This is a genomic window from Sphingopyxis sp. Root154, assembly GCF_001427105.1.
In the GTDB taxonomy this organism is placed as follows: Bacteria; Pseudomonadota; Alphaproteobacteria; order Sphingomonadales; family Sphingomonadaceae; genus Sphingopyxis.
Genome location: NZ_LMGI01000002.1, coordinates 1,039,171 through 1,060,227, shown reverse-complemented (window position 1 = coordinate 1,060,227; position 21,057 = coordinate 1,039,171). Strand labels below are relative to the sequence as shown.

Sequence of the window (21,057 nt, the reverse complement as noted above, 5' to 3'; positions counted from 1 at the left end):
GCGGCAAACGAAAATCAGCTCGCGAGCCGCTGTCCTTCGGTCGACCGCGCCTCGCCGCGCCGGCGGATGGCCTGGTCGAGCGCGGTCAGGGTGAAGGGTTTGCGCAGCACATCATGGTCGCCGAAGCTTTCGACCTCGCTCGCGTCGCCGGCATAGCCGGTCACGAACAGCACCGACAGGTCGGGCCAGCGCTGTTTCAGCTGCGCGACCATTTCGGGGCCGGTGAGCTGGGGCATCAGCACGTCGGACAGGATCAGGTCGAAGCCGCCCTCTCCCTCCGCCAGCCGCCGCTCGACCAAGGCTTCGGCGTCGAGCGGGTTGCCGCAGGCGACCACACTATGGCCCAGCTCGCTGACCGCATCGACCGTCGCCGCGAGGACGCGTTCGTCGTCCTCGACGACAAGGATGCTAAGGGCGTCGGCGGGCGACGCGGGGCCGTCGGCATCGCCGGGCAACGTTTCGGTGGCCGCATCGGCCTCCGGCTTGGCGATCGGCAGCAGCATCGCGACGCTGGTGCCTTCGCCCTCGGTCGATGAAAGCTGCACTTCGCCGCCCGACTGGCGGCAGAAGGCGAAGACCTGGCTCATGCCGAGCCCGGTGCCCTGGCCCGCGGGCTTGGTCGTGTAAAAGGGGTCGAACACGCGTTCGAGCACTTCGGGTGACATGCCGCATCCGGTGTCGATCACCTGCACCGCGAGCGCTTTGCCTTCGCCGTCGTCGAGCGTCTGGATCGTGAGCGAACCATGGCTGTTCATCGCATCGCGCGCATTGACCGCAAGGTTGAGCAGCGCATTTTCGAATTGCTGCCGGTCGACCCAGCAGGCAAGGCCCGGGGCCTGCAGGTCGAGCGTCAGCGCGATCCGGTCGCCGATCGTGCGTTCGATCAGCTCGGCAAAGCTCGTGATGCATTCGTCGATCGCGACCATCTCGGGCCGCGCGGGTTCCGACCGGGCGAAGGTCAGCAGCCGGCGGGTCAGGTCGGCGGCGCGATTGGCGCCGTCGAGCGCGTTGGCGAGGTGGCGCGGCGCCTTTTCGGGGGATCGTTGCGCCAATTCGAGCCCGCCGACGACGACGGCCAGCATATTGTTGAAATCATGCGCGATGCCGCCCGTCAGCTGGCCGACCGCCTCCATCTTTTGCGCCTGGCGCAGCTGCGCCTCGGCGGCTTCACGCTCGATCATTTCGCCGCGCAGCGCGTCGTTCGCGTGCGCAAGTTCGGCGGTTCGTTCTTCGACCGCCGCTTCGAGCTGCATCGCACGGTCGCTCTCGAACAGCTGCTCGTTCCGCGCGAGCCGCCGCTCGCCTTCGGCGCGGATCAAAGAGAAGGTCGTGCCGATCGCGATGACTGCGGCGCCCGCTCCGAGTAACGAAAAGAGCAGGATCGCCTGGTTGAGGCTGGCGCGATCGGCCACGGCAAGCCGGTTGCGCTCGCGCAGCAACGCGCGCTCGTTCGCGATGATTTCGCTGAGCAGCTTGTCGATCTGGCTGACGCCCTGACCTTTGCCGGCCGCGTAATATTTCGAAATGGCCGCGACGGTCTGGTTGTAGTTGGCGCTGAGCGCCGCGTCGCCGAGCTGCGCTCCGCGGCTGTCCATTTCGCGCGTCAGCTGTTCGACCAGCGCCATCTGTTTCGGATTGTCGCGGACGTTGCGCCGCAATTGGGCGAGAAACTGCCGCGCGCGCCCCCACTGATATTCATAAACGCGCCCGTCCTCTTTCTGCAGCCCGACCGCGAAGCGGCCAAGCGACGCCTCGGCGCGCGCGATCGCGGCGTCGACCGACCGCGTTTGCGAAATGACTTCCATGCTCTGCGTCTGCCAGCCGAGCGAGCGGTCGTAATTGTCGTTGGCGCGCGCAAGCAGCAGCACGAGCGCCCCGACCACACCGGTCAGGATCGCACCGAGGACGATCGTCAGCCAGAAGCGTACACGCTCCCGCCGGCCGTCATTTTCGCTATCGCCATCCCGCTCGAACACGTGTTTCTCTTACCGGACAAGCACGGCGCCGCAAAGCACCGAAGCCGCCGCTGTTCTAACACCGCTTCAACTCGCCCCGAAAAGGAATCCGCTGGTCGGCGGATGACCTCGGTTCAGCCGATGATGCCGACGCGCTGGCCCGCGCGCTCGAACCGGCCGAGGATCTCGCCAACCTGTTCGATACTGTGCTCGGCGCACAGCGAGCAGCGCAGCAAGGTCATGCCCGCGGGGGTCGCGGGCGGGCGCGCGAGATTGACGTAAAGCCCTTCCTCGAGCAGCGCTTCCCACATCATCGCGCCGCGTTCGAGGTCGGGCATGATCACCGCGATGATCGCCGACTGCGGCTCTTCGGTGCCGAGCTGAAAACCGAGGTCGCGCAGGCCCTTGTGCAAAACCTTCGAATTTTCCCACAGGTGCGCGCGCTTGTTCGACCCGTGCATCAGCTTGCGGATGCTCGTCGCCGCGGTCGCGACGACGCTCGGCGGCAGCGAGGCGGTGAAGACGTACGGGCGGCAGACGAGCCGCAGGATTTCGAATTTCGGATGGTTCGACACACAGAAACCGCCGACGGTGCCGACGCTCTTTGAAAAGGTGCCGATGACGAAGTCGACGTCGTCGAGCACGCCCTGCGCTTCCGCGACGCCGCGGCCATTCTCGCCGATGAAGCCCATCGAATGCGCCTCGTCGACGAGCACCATCGCGCCGGCTTCCTTCGAAACGCGGATCATTTCCTTCAGCGGCGCGACGTCGCCGAGCATCGAATAGACGCCTTCGAGCACGACGAGCTTGCCCGCTTCGGGGGGCAGGCGCTTCAGGCGCTTTTCGAGCGCTTCGACGTCATTGTGGCGGAAAGCAACGATTTCGGCATTGCCCATCGCGCATCCGTCATAGATCGACGCATGGCTGTCGATGTCGAGGATGACATAGTCGCCCTTGCCCGCGATCGTCGAAATGATGCCGAGGTTCGCCTGATATCCGGTCGAAAACACCATGGCATGGTCCATGGCGTAGAATTCTTTCAGCGCGTCCTCGCACTCCTTGTGCCCCTGATAGGTGCCGTTGAGCACCCGGCTGCCGGTGGTGCCGCTGCCGAATTTGTCGAGCGCATCCTTGCCCGCGGCGATGACATCCTCGTCGAAGGTCATGCCCATATAATTATAGGTGCCGAGCAGGATCGTCTCGCGCCCGTTGCAGATCGCGACGGTCGGCGAGATCACCTTTTCCATCACCAGATTATACGGATCGGTAACCCCGGTCGCGAGCAGATCCTCGCGCTGCTGGATCAGCGGGTCGAATTTCGAGAAGAGATCGCTCATCGCCGTCAGCCCTGCAGCTTCTCGACCGCGGCGACCAGCTGGCCGACGGTTTCGATTTCGGCCTGCATGTTCATGCTGATGATGATGTCGAACGTATCCTCGACCTCGGCGACGAAATCCATCACCGTCAGGCTGTCCCATTCGAGATCGCCGGCAAAGGTCGTGGCATCGGTCAGCTCGACGCCCTTCTTGTTGAAAGGGGCAATCAGCCCGAAAATCTGATCGCGCAGGGCGGTGCTCATGTGGTGCGTCCCATATGGAATGAAGTTGCGTGCGGCATGCCGCGAAGGTTTCCGATTGGCAAGCGAATGCGGCGGGAACAGGGCAGCATCTTGCCGCTCGCGGGACTTCGTGGCATCCCGGTGGCGGGTCGCTGGCAGGGGCAGGGAAGCATGGACAGCGCAGATTCAAAGACATCGGCGGACCTGCCGGCGATTTCCTTCCCACCGAACGCCGTGCACCTCGTGCGCACCAACCAGCAGATCACGATGCAATTGTCGCAGATGGCGGATCAAAAGGCGTCGATCCTGATGGGCGCGACCTTCGTCGTCTTCACGCTCGCGATCGGGCAGGCCCGCGCCGGCGCGGGCGCGCTCGCGATACCGCTCGCGATCCTCGCGACCTTTTCCTTCCTGTCGGCGCTGCTCGCGGTGTCGGCGGTTCTGCCACGCGTCGGCAAGGCGCCGCCGGTCGTCTACAAGGACGGCAAGGATCACAGCAACATCCTGTTCTTCGGCCGCTTCGAACAGATGGACGAGGATGAATTCATCGCCGCGGTGAAGGCGCGCCTGCGCACCGAGGAAGGTCTCTACGAGACGATGCTGCGCGATACATACCAGAATGGCGTCGTGCTTGCGCGGCGCAAATATCGCTATCTTGCCTATGCGTACCGCCTTTTCGTCGTCGGGCTGACGCTGACTTTCGTCGCATTCGCGGTCGAGATGGTGATGCTTTGGAGCAAATGATCCCTCAAAGCATTGTCCCGGCATGACCGACGTCTTCATCAGCTACAAGCGCGAGGAGCGCGCGCGCTGCGTGGCGATCTACAACGCGCTCGTCGACCTGAAACTGTCGGTGTGGTTCGACGCGCATATCGAACCCGGCACCGATTTCGATCGCGAGATCGAGCGCGAGGTGCGCCGAGCCAGGGCAGTGCTGGTCCTCTGGTCCGAACTGGCGGCCGACAGCGACTGGATCCGCGCCGAAGCGCGCACCGGACGACAGAGCGAAAGGCTGGTCGCAGCACGGCTCGACGACTGCCTTCCTCCGCTCGAATTCGCCTCGGTACAAACGGTAGACCTGTTCGACCGCCCCGATTTTCAGGCGGGTGAGGGCTGGCGGCAAATCGCCGCGCGGATCGGCCGCCTCGTCGGACGGCCGGGGCTGGGCGATTATGCGCGCTGCGAACAATCGGCCGACGCGGGACAGTGGCGCGGCTGGGTTGCGGATAATGCAGGCGACCCGCTGCTCGGCAAGGCGCGCGAACGGCTGGCGGCGCTCGCGGGTGCCAAGGTCGCAGGCGCGGCTTCACCGATTGCCGATCGTCCCGAAACGACAGCGGCGGCGCCCGATATCGCTCCGGCCCGGCTCGGCCATGTCGCCGCGTTCGTGCGCCGTCACCGCCTGATTGCACTCGGCGCGATTGGCGCCGCGCTGCTGGTGTGGGCGGCTTCGGCCTATTGGTCCGGACAGCCCATGGGCGTGCCAGCCGATAGCGAAGCGCCGACGGGAGTGGAGATACCTGCGGGGCCGCCACCGGCGGTCGCCTCCGACATGGCCGAGGCATTCGTCCCGAAAGATCTGGGCTCGGCGGTCTGTAACACGGGACCTTATCCGATCGCATTCGACAGCGGGATGACGGCGATCACGCCAGATTCGCGCGGCATGCTCGACATGCTGGGCAAGGTTGCGCGCGATTGCGGCGGTGGGGTCGAGATCGCCGGACCGAGCGACCGGATGACCGCGGTCGTGCAAAATTATCTGGAGGCGCGGGGCGTCGCGTCGCGAAATATCACCCGCCGTACTTCGGCAGCGACGGGATTGTCGGTGGAAATTACCCTGCGCTGATCCGCACGCACCGCCGGTTGTTGCCTTTTTGCCACCCCATGAGCCGAAAAGCGGGGTGATCGACGCGCGCAATTGAAAGCGCCGCGCCGCTCGCCTATCCGGGCCGGCTATGCTGCAGCAGGCCATCCCTCTGACCGCGGAACCGCCGCAGAGTCTTCGCAAGGAATTCCGGGCGACGCTGGCGCTCGCCGTGCCGTTGGCAGCCGCGAACCTGCTGCAAATGCTCGTCCATGCGATCGATGTCATTTTCGTCGCGCGGCTCGGCGATGCGGCGCTCGCCGCTTCGTCGCTCGGCGTCGCGATCTTCGGGCTCCTGCTCTGGACCGGTTCCGGTCTCATCGGCGCGTCGGCGCCACTGATCGCCGCCGAACTCGGGCGCCGCAAACATGCGGTGCGCGAGGTGCGGCGGACGGTGCGCATGGCGTTGTGGCTCGCGGTGCTGGTTTCGGTGGTCTTCATGGGCATCTGCGCGGCAGGCGGTCCGATCATGCTCGCGACGGGGCAGCCGGCCGAAACGTCGGCGCGCGCCGCGGGTTTCCTGCTGATCCTGATGTGGGGCCTGTTCCCGATGATCGCGGCGGCGGTGCTGCGCATCTTCGTTTCGGCGCTGGGGCGGCCGACGATCGCGACCGCGATCACCTTCGGCGCGCTTTTCGTCAATGCGCTCGGCAACTGGGTGCTTGTCTTCGGCCACCTCGGCATGCCCGCGCTTGGCCTCCACGGCTCGGCGATATCGAGCGTGACGACCAGCTTCCTCATGCTGCTCGCCTATGTCGTCGTCATCCAGAGCGACCGGCGGCTGCGGCGCTATCATCTGTTCGGCAACTGGTGGCGGTCCGAATGGACGCGCTTTTTCGATATGCTGCGCATCGGCACCCCGATCAGCCTGACCATTCTGGCCGAGGCGGGATTGTTCACCGGCGCAGCTTTCCTGATGGGCCGCATCGGCGAGACCGAACTGGCCGGGCACACGATCGCGCTGCAGGTCGCGGCGCTCGCCTTTCAGATCCCATTCGGCGTCGCGCAGGCGGCGACGATCCGCGTCGGCCTCGCCTATGGCGCGCGCGACCATAGCGGTATCGCGCATGCGGGACAGGCGTCGCTCATCCTCGGTATCGGCTTCATGGGGCTGACCGCGCTCATCATGTGGCTTTTCCCGTCGCTCGTGCTGTCGATCTATGTCGACGTCGATGCGGCGCGCAACGCCGCGCTTGTCGGTTTCGCGATGCAGTTCCTCGTCGTCGCCGCCGCTTTCCAGCTCTTCGATGGCGCGCAGGCGGTAGCCGCGGGCGTGCTGCGCGGGTTGCAGGATACGCGCACCCCGATGATCATCGCGATCTGCGGTTACTGGATCGCGGGTTACGGCACCGCCATCTATCTCGGCTTCTGGACGCCGCTTGCCGGAGTCGGCGTGTGGATCGGGCTTGCCGTCGGACTGATTGTCGTCTCGGCGGTGCTGCTCCTGCGCTGGCGGATGCGCGGCCGCCTCGGCCTCCTTCCGGCGTAATTTTCCACTGACGTGGAAAGACTGCACCGGCCCGCTCTCCCCCCGGCCTCCCATAGGCTACGATCGTCAGGGAGGCCGGGAGGGGGAGCGGGCCGGTGCAGCCCGTCGTTTCAGCCTCGCTGAAACGACATCCACAAAAACTTCGCACGAATCTTGTAGCGCGGCGCTTGACGCCTATCTGACTCCCACCCATATGGCCGACTGTTAGCACTCGCACCCTGTGAGTGCTAAACGACATCATTTCCATCTGGAGGGATATCCATGCAATTTCGTCCGCTGCACGACCGCGTGCTTGTTCGCCGTATCGAAGCCGAAGAAAAGACGGCTGGCGGCATCATCATCCCCGACACCGCCAAGGAAAAGCCGCAGGAAGGCGAAGTCGTCTCGGTCGGCACCGGCACCCGCGCCGACGACGGCAAGGTGACCCCGCTCGACGTCAAGGCGGGCGACCGCATCCTGTTCGGCAAATGGTCGGGCACCGAAGTCAAGGTCGACGGCGAAGAGCTGCTGATCATGAAGGAATCGGACATATTGGGCGTCATCGCCTGAACCGTCTCCGCGTCCGCTGCGGACGCGATTTCAGTGTGAAGTTGCGCAGTTTTCTGCGCCTTTGAAAGGAATAGCCACATGGCTGCTAAAGACGTCAAATTTTCGCGCGACGCGCGCGAACGCATCCTGCGCGGTGTCGACACCCTCGCCGACGCGGTGAAGGTCACCCTCGGTCCCAAGGGCCGTAACGTCGTGATCGACAAGAGCTTCGGCGCGCCCCGCATCACCAAGGACGGCGTCACCGTCGCCAAGGAAATCGAACTCAAGGACAAGTTCGAAAATATGGGCGCCCAGATGCTGCGCGAAGTCGCATCGAAGGCGAACGACAAGGCCGGCGACGGCACCACCACCGCGACCGTTCTCGCCCAGGCGATCGTGCGCGAAGGCATGAAGTCGGTTGCCGCCGGCATGAACCCGATGGACCTGAAGCGCGGCATCGACCTCGCGGTCACCAAGGTTGTCGAAACGATCAAGGCGCAGTCGAAGCCCGTCTCGGGCACCGCTGAAATCGCCCAGGTCGGCATCATTTCGGCCAATGGCGACACCGAAGTCGGCGAGAAGATCGCCGAAGCGATGGAAAAGGTCGGCAAGGAAGGCGTGATCACCGTCGAGGAAGCCAAGGGCCTCGATTTCGAACTCGACGTCGTCGAAGGCATGCAGTTCGACCGCGGCTACCTGTCGCCTTACTTCATCACCAACCCCGAAAAGATGCTCGTCGAGCTCAGCGATCCGTACATCCTGATCTTCGAAAAGAAGCTGTCGAACCTCCAGTCGATGCTTCCGATCCTCGAAGCCGTGGTGCAGTCGGGCCGTCCGCTGCTGATCATCGCCGAAGACATCGAAGGCGAAGCGCTCGCAACGCTGGTGGTCAACCGCCTGCGCGGCGGCCTGAAGGTCGCTGCCGTCAAGGCACCGGGCTTCGGCGATCGCCGCAAGGCGATGCTGCAGGACATCGCGATCCTCACCGCCGGTGAAATGATCAGCGAAGACCTCGGCATCAAGCTCGAAACCGTCACGCTGAACATGCTCGGCCAGGCCAAGCGCGTCACCATCGACAAGGACAACACCACCATCGTCGACGGTGCGGGTGACCATGACACGATCAAGGGCCGCGTCGAACAGATCCGTGCACAGATCGAAACGACCACGTCGGATTACGACAAGGAAAAGCTGCAGGAACGTCTGGCGAAGCTCGCCGGCGGTGTTGCCGTGATCAAGGTCGGCGGCGCTTCGGAAGTCGAAGTGAAGGAACGCAAGGATCGCGTCGATGACGCCCTCCACGCGACCCGCGCTGCGGTCGAAGAAGGCATCGTCCCCGGCGGCGGTACGGCGCTTCTGTACGCGACCAAGGCCCTCGAAGGCCTGTCGGGCATCAACGAAGACCAGACCCGCGGCATCGACATCATCCGTCGCGCGCTGCAGGCTCCGGTTCGCCAGATCGCCGAAAACGCAGGCTTCGACGGCGGTGTCGTCGCCGGCAAGCTGTTCGACCAGAAGGACAGCAACTTCGGCTTCAACGCTTCGACCGACGTCTATGAAGACTTGGTCAAGGCCGGTGTCATCGACCCGACCAAGGTCGTTCGCATCGCGCTTCAGGATGCTGCCTCGGTTGCCGGTCTGCTGATCACCACCGAAGCCGGCATCGCCGAATCGCCCGACGACAAGCCCGCCATGCCCATGGGCGGCGGCGGCATGGGCGGCATGGGCGGCATGGACTTCTAAGTCCAATCCGTTCGGCACTCAGCCAGTGAAAAGAGGGCCGGGGGAGAAATCCTCCGGCCCTTTTTCATGCCTGCCGTGCCCCTGCCTTCGCAGGGGCACGGCAGTTCTCTCATTGCCAGTCAATGCGATGCGGCATAGCTAGGGGCGATGATGTTCGTCCTCGCCTTCGCGCTCGCGGACCCCTCGGCCGGCACGCCTCCGGCACCGCCACCCGTCGAACGCTGCGGATACCGCATCGTCGAAACCTTCCCGCACGACGCGATCAGCTTCACCCAAGGCCTTTTCTGGGACGAGGGGCATCTTTACGAGGCGACCGGTCAATATGGTCAGTCCCGCGTGGCACGGCTCGACCTCAAGACCGGCAAGGCGCTGGCGCAGACAAAGCTGCCGTCGGATCAGTTCGGCGAGGGCATCACGCGCTGGGGCGACCAGATCATCGGCGTGACCTGGCAGGGCGGCGTCGGCAACCGCTGGTCGATCAAGGATTTGAAACCGGCCGGCACCTTCAAATATGAGGGCGAGGGCTGGGGTCTCACGATGGTCGAAGGCAGCCTGGTACTCAGCGACGGCACGACCGACCTCCGCTTTTTCGACCCCGCGACGATGAAGGAGCAGAAGCGCGTCACCGTGCGTTTCGGCGGCCGGCCGATCTCGATGATCAACGAGCTTGAGACGATCGACGGCCAGATCTGGGCGAATATCTGGATGACCGATTTCGTCGTCCGCATCGATCCCGCCACCGGCAACGTCGTCTCGCTCGTCGATCTGACGGGACTCAAGGCCGATGCCGGTGTGAGCGGGACCGACAGCGTGCTCAACGGCATTGCATGGGATGCGAAAACGAAGCGCCTGTTCGTCACCGGCAAATATTGGCCGAAACTTTACGAAATCGCGCTGTCGGGCTGCCGTTAGTCGCGCGTCAGCGCCGCCTCCATGCGCGCCGCGGCGGCGTCATAGACATGCTCTTTCAATCCCGCGGTGATCGCCTTCGGCGCGCGGTCGGGATGGCCGCCGGGGAAGGGCGGCGCGGGATCATATTCGATCGCGAGCTGGATCGCCTGCGCCACCGCATCACCGCGCAGCCGGGCGATCAGGGTCAGTGCGAAATCGAGCCCCGAGGTGACGCCGCCGCTGGTGACGACATTCCCGTCCTCGACGACGCGTGCCTTCACCGGCTCGGCGCCGACCAGCGGCAGCAGATGGGTATAGGCCCAGTGCGTCGTCGCGCGCTTGCCGTCCAGCAGTCCGGCGCGGCCGAGCAGGAAGGCGCCGGTGCAGACGCTCGTCACCCACTGTGCGCCCGCCGCATGCCGCGTGATGAAATCGATCGTGGCGGTATCGCGCAGCGCGTCGGCGACGCCGTGCCCGCCGGGGATGCAGAGGATGTCGGCCTGCCGTGCGCCCGCGAAATCATGCGTCGGTACGATCGCGAAGCCGCTGTCGGTCATGATCGGATCGAGGGTCGCGGCGGCACCCGTCAGCGTCGCGCCGGGCATGCGTGAAAGCGCCTGTGCGGGAGCGGTAAAGTCGAGCTGGGTAATGCCGGGAAAGAGCAGGAAGACGATATTGGTGCTGGGCGTATCGGTCATGCGGATGTCCTTGCGCTGGCAGTGGATCACCCAGGCGCGCGGCTCATGACGGCCTGCCGGCCGGTCCCGCTTCCCGATGGGATACCATCTTCAGCGCCAGTCGCGGGGCGCGTTCAACCTAACCCCTCGGTGCGGCGAGGGGAAGGCGCTATTTGTCGGTCTTCGCCGCATCGTCAGCCGTCTTGCCCGTTTCGGCCGGCGCGGCGCTGTCGCGGCTTTCCAGCATTTCGGCGGCATCGTCGAGCGCCTTCGCCTCGCTGACGGTCACGCCGCCGGGGCCGGGCTCATTGTCGGTGCGGCTGCATCCCGTCGTCAGGATCAGCATCGCGAGCGCGGCGCTCGTCATCCGAAGGTCGATCATCGCATGCTCTCCCATGAAAAAGGGCTCCATCCACGGTGGATGGAGCCCCGATATCAGCCCGAAGGCGTGCCGACGACTTACTTCTTGTCGTTGGCTTCGGCCTTCTTGGTTTCTTCGGCGATCTTGTCGCCGGCCTTGTCTGCGGCTTCGCCAGCGGCATTCACGGTGCCTTCGACGGCGTTGCCAGCCTTATCGGCGGCGGCGGCGGTCGCATCGGCGGCTTCGTCGGCGGCGGCAGCCGTCGCGTCGGCAGCGCCAGCGGCGGCATCGGCAGCGACATCGCCAGCGGCGGCGGCGTCATCCGCTGCCGAAGTGGCGGTTTCCGAAGCGGCGTCCTGGGTCTTTTCCGAGCAGGCGGCGAGGCTGAAGGCCGCGGCGGCCATCGAGGCGATGATGATCTTGCGCATGATATTCCTTTCGAATGCAATGGCCGGGCGACGACCATAGGGACTGAGAGGTAACGACGGATCAGAGGCTTGGCAACTGCGCCGATTGATACCTTCCCGAATAAAAAAGGGGCCACCGGCGAACCGGCGACCCCCCTTTGTCTTTAGCATTTCTTCGGCCTGAAAGGCCGAAAAGACGCTTACTTCTTGGCTTCTTCCAGCGCGCCCTTGGCAGCGTCGGCAGCTTCCTTGGCAGCGCCGGCAGCTTCGGTTGCCTTGTCGGCAGCCTTGGCAGCGGCGTCGGCACCTTCGCCAGCAGCGGCAGCACCGGCGGCGTCGGCAGCGGCGCCGGCTTCGCCAGCGGCAGCGGCGGTCGCGTCGGCAGCGCCTTCGGCCGCTTCCATCGCGCCATCAGCAGCGCCTTCGACGGTCGCAGCTGCGTCTTCGGTTGCGGCAGCCGTGTCGTCGGCGGCCTTTTCGGCGCAAGCAGCGAGGCCCATCGAGGCGGCGAGGACGAGCGACAGAGTGATCGATTTCTTCATTTGGGAATACCCCTCTCGGTTGAACTGACCGATCGGCACAGGAACTGATCGATCCCGAAATTTGCCAATCGGGCGCAGAATTACCCCCTCGCCAAATGGCGTGCAACGCCATTCTTGCGAGAGCCCCGGTGTTTCGTCGTAATTCGGTCCCGGCTGGAGGGTGTGTGGCGGAAATAGGGGAGCGGCGCTTGGTTGACCGGATATAAAGAAAGCTTTATATGTTATTCCATGAGCGAGCTGATCGACATTTTCCGCGCCCTCGCGGACCCGACGCGATTGCGAGTCGTCGCGCTTTTGCGCGAGATGGAGCTCGCGATCGGCGAATTGGCGGTCGTGCTCGACCAGAGCCAGCCGCGCGTGTCGCGCCATGTCCGTATCCTTGTCGAGGCGGAAATCGTCGAGCGGCGACGCGAAGGGAGCTGGGTTTTCCTGCGCATTGCGACCGGCGGACCGGTCGCCGGGATTATCGGGCAGGCCGAAAAATGGCCCTTCTCCACGCGCGAGACGCGGGTCATCGCGCATGATGCGCGGCGGCTGGCGGCGGTGCGCGACGAACGGGTCGCGGTTGCCGAACGCTATTTCGCCGAACATGCCGCCGAATGGGATGCGATCCGTTCGCGCCATGTCGCCGAAAGCGAAGTTGAGGCCGCGATGCTGGCAATGATGCACAACCGCCGGCTCGGCCATCTGCTCGACATCGGGACTGGCACCGGACGGATGGCAGAAATTTTCGCCCCGACCGCGCGCCGCGTCACCGCACTCGACCGCAGCCCCGAAATGCTGCGCATCGCGCGCACCAAGCTGGCGGGGCAATCGGTTCCCGTCGATCTGCTCCAGGGCGACTTCCTGAACCTGCCGGTCGCGGATGCCAGCATCGACAGCATCGTCATTCATCAGGCGCTGCATTTCGCGCATGAGCCCGACCGCGTGATCGCCGAAGCGAGCCGGGTGCTGCGCGGCGGCGGCCATTTGCTCGTCGTCGATTTCGCACCGCACGAGGACGAGGAGTTGCGCAATTTTGCGGCGCACGCGCGTCTCGGCTTTTCGGACGCGCAGATCCGCGGCTGGTTCGCGTCGGCGGGGCTGCTGCTGGAAAATACCCAGACGCTGGAAGGCGGGGAGCTGGCCGTGAAGCTGTGGCTCGGCCGCCGTCGCAGCGATGAAGATCAACCTCCCGCCAGTGAAGGCGGGCAAAGTAAAAGGCTTGCGGCATGACGTCGAATTTGAACTCGCTGGCGGAGGCGCGCCGCGCTGCGGCCTCGCCGCTGTTCGCCAATCTCGAAGGCGACATCGGCGTCAGCTTCGAATTCTTCCCGCCCAAGACCGAGAAGATGGAGGCGCAGCTGTGGGACACGTTCCGCACGCTCGAGCCGCTGGGCCCCAGCTTCGTGTCGGTCACTTATGGCGCGGGCGGCTCGACGCGCGAGCGCACCCACGCGACCGTCGCGCGCATCGCCGCCGAAAGCGCCGTTCCGCCCGCCGCGCACCTGACCTGCGTCGAGGCGTCGCGCGCCGAGATCGACGAGGTCGCGCAGGCCTATTGGGACGCCGGGGTGCGCCATATCGTCGCGCTGCGCGGCGATGTCCCTGGCGGCGCGCCATACCGCGCGCACCCCGATGGCTATGCCAATGCGATCGAACTCGTCGCGGGGCTGAAGGCGATTGCGCCGTTCGACATTTCGGTCGCCGCTTACCCGGAGGTCCACCCCGACGCCGACTGCGCCGAATCGGATCTCGATAACCTCAAGCGCAAGCTCGATGCGGGCGCGACGCGCGCGATCACGCAATTCTTCTTCTCGCCCGACAGCTTCCTGCGCTTTCGCGACGCGGCGGCGGCGGCGGGCATTACCGCGCCGATCATACCGGGCATTCTGCCCGTATCGAATGTGTCGCAGACGCGGCGCATGGCCGACATGTGCGGTACTGCGATCCCCGGCTGGATGATCTCGCTGTTCGAGGGACTCGACGACCTGCCCGCGGCGCGCCAGCTGGTCGCCGCGACGATCGCCGCCGAGATGTGCCGCCGCCTTTATGCGGGCGGCGTGCGCGACTTCCACTTCTACACGCTCAACCGCGCCGAACTCAGCTATGCCATCTGCCACCTGTTGGGCCTGCGCCCGGCGGCGGCGCCCGCGACGGAGAAAGCCGCATGACCGCCAGTTTGACAAGCAGCGCACGCGAAGCCCTGCAGGCAGCAGCGAAGGAGCGCATCCTGCTCACCGACGGCGGCTGGGGAACGCAGATCCAGCTCCGCAAACTGGTCGAGGCCGACTATGCCGGCAGCCTCGGCCTGACGCACGACCAGAAGGGCAATAACGACATCCTCGCGCTGACGCGGCCCGATGTCGTCACCGCGATCGGCGAGGCCTATCTGGCGGCGGGGTCGGACATCGTGTCGACCAACACCTTCAGCGCCAACACGATCAGCCAGGCCGATTATGGCGCCGAGCATCTGGTCGCCGACATCAACCATGAAAGCGCGCGGCTGGGCCGCGAGGCGGCCGATCGCTATCAGGATCGTGACGGCCGCCGCCGCTTTATCGCGGGCGCGGTCGGGCCGACGAACAAGACGCTGTCACTGTCCCCCGACGTCAACAACCCCGGCTATCGCGAGATCGATTTCGACGAGCTCAAGAATGTCTATCTGGATCAGGTCGTCGCGCTCGCCGAGGGCGGGGCAGATTTCATCCTGATCGAGACGATCTTCGACACGCTGAATGCCAAGGCTGGGATCGCTGCAACGCTCGAGGCCGAAGCAAAGGTCGGACGCGAGCTGCCGCTGATGATCTCGATGACGCTCACCGACCTTAGCGGCCGCAACCTGTCGGGACACACGGTCGAAGCCTTCTGGTACGCGGTACGTCATGCCAAACCGCTGACGATCGGGCTCAACTGCTCGTTCGGCGCGTCGCAGCTGCGCCCGCATGTGCGCGTGCTCTCCGATATCGCCGATGCGCTGGTGATGGTCTATCCGAACGCCGGCCTGCCCAACGAACTCGGCGAATATGACGAGATGCCCGACACGACCGCGGGGCTCGTGCGCGAATGGGCCGAGCATGGTCAGGTCAACATCCTCGGCGGCTGCTGCGGGTCGACGCCGGCGCATATCGCGGCGATGGCGCGCGCGATCGAGGGCCTGCCGGCGCGGAAGATTCCCGAGGTGCCGGTACGCACGCGGCTCGCGGGGCTCGAGCCCTTCACCATGGCGGCCTGAACCGATGACCGACAATCCGACGTGGACGATCCGGGAAGCCGGAGCCGACGATGCGTCGGCGCTCGCGCTGATCGGCGCCGCGACCTTCCTCGAAACCTTCGCGGGCATCCTCGACGGCGAGGCGATCGTCGGTCACTGCGCCGCGCATCATACTGAGGCGGCTTATCTGGCCTATCTCGCGGATGGGGGCCGGGCATGGATCGCCGAGGCGCAGCCCGGCGGCGCGCCGATCGGTTTCGCGCTGGTCGGTAAGCCCGACCTCGCCGCGGCTCTCGACGGCGATATTGAGCTCAAGCGTATCTACTCGCTGTCGCGTTTCCACGGCTCGGGGCTCGGCGCGGCGTTGATGAAACAGGCGCTGGAAGCGGCGCGCGGCCATCGCCGTCTGCTTCTCGGCGTCTATGCCGGCAACCAGCGCGCGCTCGCTTTCTATCGCAAACAAGGTTTCGCCGACCTTGGCACGCGCCAGTTCAATGTCGGCGGCAAGCTTTACGACGATCTCGTCCTCGCCCGGCCGCTTACCGCCTAATGCTCAGTTTCAGGATACCCCGATGACCACCGCCGCCTCTTCCAGCTTCGTCAATATCGGCGAGCGCACCAACGTCACCGGATCGGCGGCGTTCAAGAAGCTGATCCTCGCCGACGACTATACCGCTGCGGTCGAGGTCGCGCGCCAGCAGGTCGAGAATGGCGCGCAGGTCATCGACGTCAACATGGACGAAGGTCTGCTCGACGCCGAATATGCGATGACGACCTTTTTGAAGCTTATCGCCGCCGAGCCCGACATCGCGCGCGTGCCGGTGATGATCGACAGCTCGAAATGGAGCGTGATTGAGGCGGGGCTGAAATGCGTCCCCGGCAAGCCGATCGTCAATTCGATCAGCATGAAGGAAGGCGAGGAGCCTTTCCTCGAACATGCGCGCAAATGCATGGCCTATGGCGCCGCGGTCGTCGTGATGGCGTTCGACGAGGTCGGGCAGGCCGACACGATGGAACGCAAGATCGAGATTTGCGAGCGCGCCTATAAATTGCTGATGACCATCGGCTTTCCGCCCGAAGATATCATCTTCGACCCCAATGTCTTCGCGGTCGCGACGGGGCTGGAAGAGCATGACAATTATGCCGTCGATTTCATCGAGGCGGTGAAGATCATCCGCGTCCGCTGCCCGCATGTGCATTTTTCGGGCGGGCTGTCGAACCTCAGCTTCGGCTTCCGCGGCAACGAGGTCGTGCGCCGCGCGATGCACAGCGTCTTCCTTTATTATGCGATCCCCGCCGGGCTCGACATGGCAATCGTCAACGCCGGCCAGCTCGACGTGTACGACACGATTGACCCCGAACTGCGTCAGGCGGTCGAGGATGTCGTGCTCAACCGCAAGGTCGAGGGCGAAGCCGAAAGCCCGACCGAGCGGCTCATCGCACTCGCCGAACGCTATAAGGGTAGCAACCCCGCGCAGGAAAAGGCGGCCGAGGAATGGCGCGGCTGGCCGGTCGCCAAGCGGCTCGAACATGCGCTCGTCAAGGGCATCGACGCCTATGTCGTCGACGACACCGAGGAAATGCGCCTGCTGATGCCGCGTCCGATCGAGGTGATCGAGGGGCCGCTGATGGACGGGATGAACGTCGTCGGCGACCTGTTCGGGTCGGGCAAGATGTTCCTGCCGCAGGTGGTGAAATCGGCGCGCGTGATGAAAAAGGCGGTCGCGCACCTGCTGCCCTTCATCGAGGCATCGAAGGAGCCTGGCGCGAAGGGCAAGGGCAAGGTCGTGATGGCGACCGTGAAGGGCGACGTCCACGACATCGGCAAGAATATCGTCGGCGTCGTGCTGCAATGTAACGGGTTCGAGATCGTCGACCTCGGCGTCATGGTGCCCTGGTCGAAGATCCTCGAGGCGGCGAACGAGAATGACGCCGACATGATCGGCCTCTCGGGCCTCATCACCCCCTCGCTCGACGAAATGGTCACGGTCGCCGAGGAAATGCAGCGGGCGGGCATGACCATGCCGCTACTGATCGGCGGCGCGACGACCTCGAAGGTCCACACCGCGCTGCGCATCGATCCGGCATACCAGGGTCCGGTGCTCCACGTCCTCGACGCCAGCCGTGCGGTGGGCGTCGCGACCTCTCTGGTCAGCGATACCGGGCGCGAGGCGTATGTGCAGGGGTATAAGGACGATTATGCCCATATCCGCGACGTGCGCGCGGGCAAGGGGCAGAGCGTGCTGCACACCCTCGAAGAAGCGCGTGCCAATTATTACGACGCCTATCTCAGCGACAAGCCGGCGCCGCCGTTACAGCCCGGACTGCACCGCTTCGACGACTGGTCGCTCGAAGATTTGCGCGAATGCATCGACTGGACGCCCTTTTTCCGCGCGTGGGAATTGCATGGCACCTGGCCGTCGATCATGGAAGACGACGTGGTCGGCGAAACGGCGCAGGCGCTCAAGGCCGATGCCGATGCGATGCTCGACAAGCTGATCGCCGAAAAATGGCTGACCGCACGCGGCGTCTGCGCCCTCTGGCCTTGCGCGCGCGACGGCGACAGCGTCACCATCCACATCGCCGAGGAGGAGCGCCATGTGACTCTTCCTTTTCTGCGCCAGCAGGTCAAGAAGAGTCGCGACCGCGCCAATATGTGCCTCGCCGATTTCATCGATCCGGCGGGCGACTGGATGGGCGGCTTCGCGGTCGGCATCCACGGCATCGAGCCGCATTCGGAACGCTTCCGGGCCGACAAGGACGATTATTCCGACATCTTGCTGAAGGCGCTGGCGGACCGCTTCGCCGAGGCCTTCGCCGAGCGGCTGCATCAGCATGTCCGCACCACGCTGTGGGGTTATGCGCCCGGCGAGCAGCTGACCAACGAGGCGCTGATCAAGGAAGAATATCGCGGTATCCGACCCGCCCCCGGCTATCCCGCCTGTCCCGACCACAGCCTGAAGCCGATCCTGTTCGATCTGCTGGCGGCGGGCGATAATGCCGGGCTGGTGCTGACCGAAAGCTTCGCCATGCTGCCGACGGCGGCGGTCAGCGGCTTTTATTTCGGCCATCCCGAAAGCCAGTATTTCGGTGTCGCCCGGATCGGGAGCGACCAGCTCGAAGACTATGCGCAGCGGCGCGGCGTCGATATCGAAACCGCGACGCGCTGGCTGCGACCCAATCTGGATTAACCTGCGTCCGCGCGCCTGTCCGATAAGGGGACAGGCGTGCGGTTAACCAGCTTCGCCAACGACGGACGCGCCGAAAGCCGCTATGGGCGGCGCATGTTCAAGGCACTTCTCCGTCGGCCGTTGATGCCGCTGCTCGCCCTCCCGCTGCTCCTCGCGCCGGTACCGCTGCCCGCCCAATCGGGTACGGCCCCGTATGTCGTCGCCGAAAGCGGTCGCAGTTTCGGACGGTTGCAGGACGCCGTCGATGCGATCGGTGAGGGCGAGGGCACGATCCGCGTCGCTTCCGGCTATCATCGCGACTGCGCGGTGCAGACCGCGGGCCGCATTGCCTTCGTCGCGGTCGAACCCGGCCGGGCGATCTTCGACGGCGTGACCTGCGAGGGCAAGGCGGCGCTGGTGCTGCGCGGCGCGGGCGCGAAAATCGACGGGATCGTGTTCCAGAATATGCGCGTCCCCGACGGCAATGGCGCGGGCATCCGTCTCGAAAAAAGCGATCTCGACGTCGTCAACAGCCTGTTCCGCAACAGCGAGGAAGGGATTTTGACCGCCGACGACCCCGCGGCGACGCTGACGATCGACCGCTCGACCTTCTCACGCCTCGGCCGCTGCGACCGCGGCCTCAGCTGCGCGCACAGCGTTTACACCGGGGTCTATGGCCGCGTCGTCGTCACCCGCACGCGCTTTGAAAAGGGCAGCGGCGGCCATTATCTCAAGACCCGCTCGCCGCGCGTCGAGATCCGCGACAACAGCTTCGACGATACGCAGGGCACCGCGACCAATTACCTGATCGACCTGCCTGCGGGATCGACCGGACGGATCGCAAACAATTTGATGATCCAGGGACGCGACAAGGAAAATTACGGCGCGTTGATCGCGGTCGCGGCCGAGGCGCGCGACAATCCGTCGCGGGGGCTGGTCATCGAAGGCAATCGTGCGAGCGTTCCGCAGGGCACGGGCCGCAAGACGATCTTCGTCGCCGACTGGAGCGGCGAGGCGCTGGCGATCGGGCCGAACGAACTGGGGCCAGGGTTGACGCGCTTCGAGAAGATTTAGGGGCTTAGGCTTCGCCGCGCGTTTCGATGAGCGACGCGGCGAGCGCTTCGGCGGGCGATTTTCCGCCCCACAGCACAAACTGGAACACCGGGTAAAAGCGCTCGCATTCGTCGATCGCGCTTTCAATTAGCGTTTCGGTCATGTCGAGCGGCAGCGACGCGTCGGCGCCGAGCAGCATGCCATGGCGGAACAGGATCGTGCCACTGTTCGACCACAGCTCGAAATGGCCCAGCCACAATTGTTCGTTGATCAGCGCGAGCGCCTCATGCGCGGCGGCGCGCTTGTCCTCGACGACGCGGATGTCGGGAAAGGCGAGGAGCTGGATGACGCCGTCGTCGGCGCGCCACACCGCGCGCAGCTCATAGGTCGTCCAGCTGCCCTGCGCGGTCGCGACGATCTCGTCCTCGCCGACCATCTCGTGGGGCCAGTCGTGCGCGGCAAAGTAGGACGCCAGCATCTCCATCGGTGCCGCGTCCTGGCCATCATCGTCGTCGTAAATATCGTCACTCATGCGCGCGCCTTTAGCCCGGATGGCTGGATGACGCGAGTCGGCATCCCGTGCCATCCGGGGAATATTTTCTGTGCATAAACGGCCAAAAGCGCGCCCGCGCGTCCTAGCTCTTGGGCTTGCGCGCCGCGGGCTTGGCTGCGGGTTTTGCGGCCGGCTTTGCAGCAGCAGGTTTCGCTGCCGCCTTCGGCGCCGCCGCAGCCTTGGCAGCCGCCGCAGGTTTCGTCACGCCTTCGAGCTTGTCGAGCCGCGCCTTCAGCGCTTCGGCTTCGGCGCGTGCCGTCGCGGCCATTTTCTTCACTGCCTCGAATTCTTCGCGGCTGACGAAATCCATGCGGCCGACCCATTCCTTGGCACGGTCGCGCATCGCGGACTCGGCTTCGCGGCCTGCGCCCGCGACGGTTCCGGCAATGCCGTTCACCATCTTGGCCAGATCGTCGAAAAAGCGGTTTTCGCTCTGCATGTCTCATATTCCTTCGTCGGGGTCTGTCCCCTTGCCGTCACCCTATTTGGGTGCTGGCGGCGGCGGGGACAAGGGTTTCGGCATCGGGATTGCGCTGATCGATCTGGAAATTAAGGATCGCGGCAAAGCTGAGCCAGATCATATAGGGCACGAGCAACCACGCCGCGGCCTTGCGGATCGGCGCAAAGGCAAAGGCGGTGGCGATCGTCACCATCAGGATGAAGATGATCACATAGAGCGCGGTCGTCACCTGATGCTGCCCGAAAAAAAGCGGCGACCAGGCGAAATTAGCGATCAACTGGACGAAGAAGAGCAGCAGCGCAAAGCCGCGCCCCTTGGCGCCGCGCGCATGGAGGATCATCGCCAGCGACAGGCCAAGGCAGATGTAGAGGAGCGGCCAGACGGTGCCGAACACCCAGCCCGGCGGGGTGATCGGCGGCAGGTCGAGCGAGGCAAACCAACGATTGCCATAGCCGCTGTTCGACAGCAGGCCCGACAGGCTGCCGGCAAGCACGATCGCCGGAACGGTGACGAGCGCCCAGCGCAGATAGGACATGCGAAGCTGCCCCGGCGTTGCGATTTCGGTCATCTCCGCATTATCCCCCACACGCGAATCCGTTGCATGGTGTCGCGA

The 21,057-nt window shown here is 65.0% G+C and carries 22 protein-coding genes and 1 riboswitch; of the genes, 12 read left to right on the top strand and 10 right to left on the bottom strand.

The annotated features are described in order from the left end of the window. Positions 1 to 14: 14 nt before the first annotated feature. From ASD73_RS10715 to ASD73_RS10705, 3 genes are all read right to left on the bottom strand, one after another. Positions 15 to 1,976 carry an ATP-binding protein gene (locus ASD73_RS10715; RefSeq protein WP_056372174.1) on the bottom strand — a complete coding sequence of 654 codons (1,962 nt, stop codon included), beginning with the start codon at positions 1,974 to 1,976 and terminating at the stop codon, positions 15 to 17. A 113-nt stretch (positions 1,977 to 2,089) separates the two neighbouring features. Further along, positions 2,090 to 3,292, bottom strand: a complete 1,203-nt coding sequence (gene spt / locus ASD73_RS10710; RefSeq protein WP_056372172.1) for a serine palmitoyltransferase — start codon at positions 3,290 to 3,292, stop codon at positions 2,090 to 2,092. A gap of 5 nt (positions 3,293 to 3,297) precedes the next feature. Then, positions 3,298 to 3,534: an acyl carrier protein gene (locus ASD73_RS10705; protein WP_056372169.1), complete on the bottom strand. Its 237-nt coding sequence runs from the start codon at positions 3,532 to 3,534 to the stop codon at positions 3,298 to 3,300. A 66-nt stretch (positions 3,535 to 3,600) separates the two neighbouring features. Here ASD73_RS10705 and ASD73_RS10700 point away from each other — a divergent pair, with 66 nt between their 5' ends. The 6 genes from ASD73_RS10700 to ASD73_RS10675 all read left to right on the top strand — a co-directional run bounded on the left by ASD73_RS10700 (position 3,601) and on the right by ASD73_RS10675 (position 10,049). Then, entirely contained in the window at positions 3,601 to 4,257 is a 657-nt protein-coding gene (locus ASD73_RS10700; RefSeq protein ID WP_235534325.1) for a Pycsar system effector family protein, read from the top strand. 22 nt (positions 4,258 to 4,279) lie between these two features. Next, positions 4,280 to 5,359 carry a TIR domain-containing protein gene (locus tag ASD73_RS10695; RefSeq protein WP_056376033.1) on the top strand — a complete coding sequence of 360 codons (1,080 nt, stop codon included), beginning with the start codon at positions 4,280 to 4,282 and terminating at the stop codon, positions 5,357 to 5,359. 109 nt (positions 5,360 to 5,468) lie between these two features. Continuing rightward, complete coding sequence (locus tag ASD73_RS10690) at positions 5,469 to 6,866, top strand: MATE family efflux transporter (protein WP_056372165.1); 1,398 nt, start codon at positions 5,469 to 5,471, stop codon at positions 6,864 to 6,866. A 261-nt stretch (positions 6,867 to 7,127) separates the two neighbouring features. Next, complete coding sequence (groES, locus tag ASD73_RS10685) at positions 7,128 to 7,415, top strand: co-chaperone GroES (RefSeq protein WP_037514464.1); 288 nt, start codon at positions 7,128 to 7,130, stop codon at positions 7,413 to 7,415. Between the two features lie 78 nt (positions 7,416 to 7,493). Further along, positions 7,494 to 9,137, top strand: a complete 1,644-nt coding sequence (gene groL, locus ASD73_RS10680; RefSeq protein ID WP_056372164.1) for a chaperonin GroEL — start codon at positions 7,494 to 7,496, stop codon at positions 9,135 to 9,137. Positions 9,138 to 9,284: 147 nt separating this feature from the next. After that, positions 9,285 to 10,049, top strand: coding sequence for a glutaminyl-peptide cyclotransferase (locus ASD73_RS10675; RefSeq protein WP_056376030.1), 765 nt, complete (start codon positions 9,285 to 9,287; stop codon positions 10,047 to 10,049). Here the strand turns inward: ASD73_RS10675 and ASD73_RS10670 are convergent. The 4 genes from ASD73_RS10670 to ASD73_RS10655 all read right to left on the bottom strand — a co-directional run bounded on the left by ASD73_RS10670 (position 10,046) and on the right by ASD73_RS10655 (position 12,015). Next, the gene (locus ASD73_RS10670) at positions 10,046 to 10,726 is read right to left on the bottom strand and encodes a DJ-1/PfpI family protein (protein ID WP_056372161.1); all 681 of its coding nucleotides are present in this window, start codon (positions 10,724 to 10,726) and stop codon (positions 10,046 to 10,048) included. The two genes, ASD73_RS10675 and ASD73_RS10670, sit on opposite strands and share 4 nt — an antisense overlap. Before the next feature lie 21 nt (positions 10,727 to 10,747). Beyond that, a riboswitch (ZMP/ZTP riboswitch) is annotated at positions 10,748 to 10,840 on the bottom strand. Between the two features lie 34 nt (positions 10,841 to 10,874). Beyond that, positions 10,875 to 11,087, bottom strand: a complete 213-nt coding sequence (locus ASD73_RS10665) for a hypothetical protein (protein ID WP_235534322.1) — start codon at positions 11,085 to 11,087, stop codon at positions 10,875 to 10,877. Positions 11,088 to 11,164: 77 nt separating this feature from the next. After that, entirely contained in the window at positions 11,165 to 11,494 is a 330-nt protein-coding gene (locus ASD73_RS10660) for a hypothetical protein (protein ID WP_056372157.1), read from the bottom strand. Between the two features lie 179 nt (positions 11,495 to 11,673). Beyond that, positions 11,674 to 12,015: a hypothetical protein gene (locus tag ASD73_RS10655; protein ID WP_056372155.1), complete on the bottom strand. Its 342-nt coding sequence runs from the start codon at positions 12,013 to 12,015 to the stop codon at positions 11,674 to 11,676. A 228-nt stretch (positions 12,016 to 12,243) separates the two neighbouring features. Here ASD73_RS10655 and ASD73_RS10650 point away from each other — a divergent pair, with 228 nt between their 5' ends. The 6 genes from ASD73_RS10650 to ASD73_RS10625 all read left to right on the top strand — a co-directional run bounded on the left by ASD73_RS10650 (position 12,244) and on the right by ASD73_RS10625 (position 19,452). Further along, positions 12,244 to 13,230: an ArsR/SmtB family transcription factor gene (locus ASD73_RS10650; RefSeq protein WP_056372154.1), complete on the top strand. Its 987-nt coding sequence runs from the start codon at positions 12,244 to 12,246 to the stop codon at positions 13,228 to 13,230. Next, positions 13,227 to 14,168 carry a methylenetetrahydrofolate reductase gene (gene metF, locus ASD73_RS10645; protein WP_056372152.1) on the top strand — a complete coding sequence of 314 codons (942 nt, stop codon included), beginning with the start codon at positions 13,227 to 13,229 and terminating at the stop codon, positions 14,166 to 14,168. Before ASD73_RS10650 ends, metF begins: the two co-directional genes overlap by 4 nt. Next, positions 14,165 to 15,229: a homocysteine S-methyltransferase family protein gene (locus ASD73_RS10640; RefSeq protein WP_056372150.1), complete on the top strand. Its 1,065-nt coding sequence runs from the start codon at positions 14,165 to 14,167 to the stop codon at positions 15,227 to 15,229. Before metF ends, ASD73_RS10640 begins: the two co-directional genes overlap by 4 nt. A 4-nt stretch (positions 15,230 to 15,233) precedes the next feature. Next, positions 15,234 to 15,758 carry a GNAT family N-acetyltransferase gene (locus ASD73_RS10635; protein ID WP_056372147.1) on the top strand — a complete coding sequence of 175 codons (525 nt, stop codon included), beginning with the start codon at positions 15,234 to 15,236 and terminating at the stop codon, positions 15,756 to 15,758. A gap of 22 nt (positions 15,759 to 15,780) precedes the next feature. Continuing rightward, positions 15,781 to 18,399 carry a methionine synthase gene (metH, locus tag ASD73_RS10630; RefSeq protein WP_056372146.1) on the top strand — a complete coding sequence of 873 codons (2,619 nt, stop codon included), beginning with the start codon at positions 15,781 to 15,783 and terminating at the stop codon, positions 18,397 to 18,399. A 93-nt stretch (positions 18,400 to 18,492) separates the two neighbouring features. After that, entirely contained in the window at positions 18,493 to 19,452 is a 960-nt protein-coding gene (locus tag ASD73_RS10625; RefSeq protein ID WP_056372144.1) for a right-handed parallel beta-helix repeat-containing protein, read from the top strand. Between the two features lie 4 nt (positions 19,453 to 19,456). On the opposite strand, the gene ASD73_RS10620 is transcribed toward ASD73_RS10625, so the two are convergent. From ASD73_RS10620 to ASD73_RS10610, 3 genes are all read right to left on the bottom strand, one after another. Continuing rightward, on the bottom strand, positions 19,457 to 19,963 hold the full coding sequence (locus ASD73_RS10620) for a YbjN domain-containing protein (protein WP_039571887.1): 507 nt from the start codon (positions 19,961 to 19,963) through the stop codon (positions 19,457 to 19,459). A gap of 103 nt (positions 19,964 to 20,066) precedes the next feature. Beyond that, the gene (locus ASD73_RS10615) at positions 20,067 to 20,423 is read right to left on the bottom strand and encodes an accessory factor UbiK family protein (protein ID WP_056372142.1); all 357 of its coding nucleotides are present in this window, start codon (positions 20,421 to 20,423) and stop codon (positions 20,067 to 20,069) included. 37 nt (positions 20,424 to 20,460) lie between these two features. Next, positions 20,461 to 21,012, bottom strand: a complete 552-nt coding sequence (locus ASD73_RS10610) for a TspO/MBR family protein (protein ID WP_056372140.1) — start codon at positions 21,010 to 21,012, stop codon at positions 20,461 to 20,463. Positions 21,013 to 21,057 lie beyond the last annotated feature (45 nt).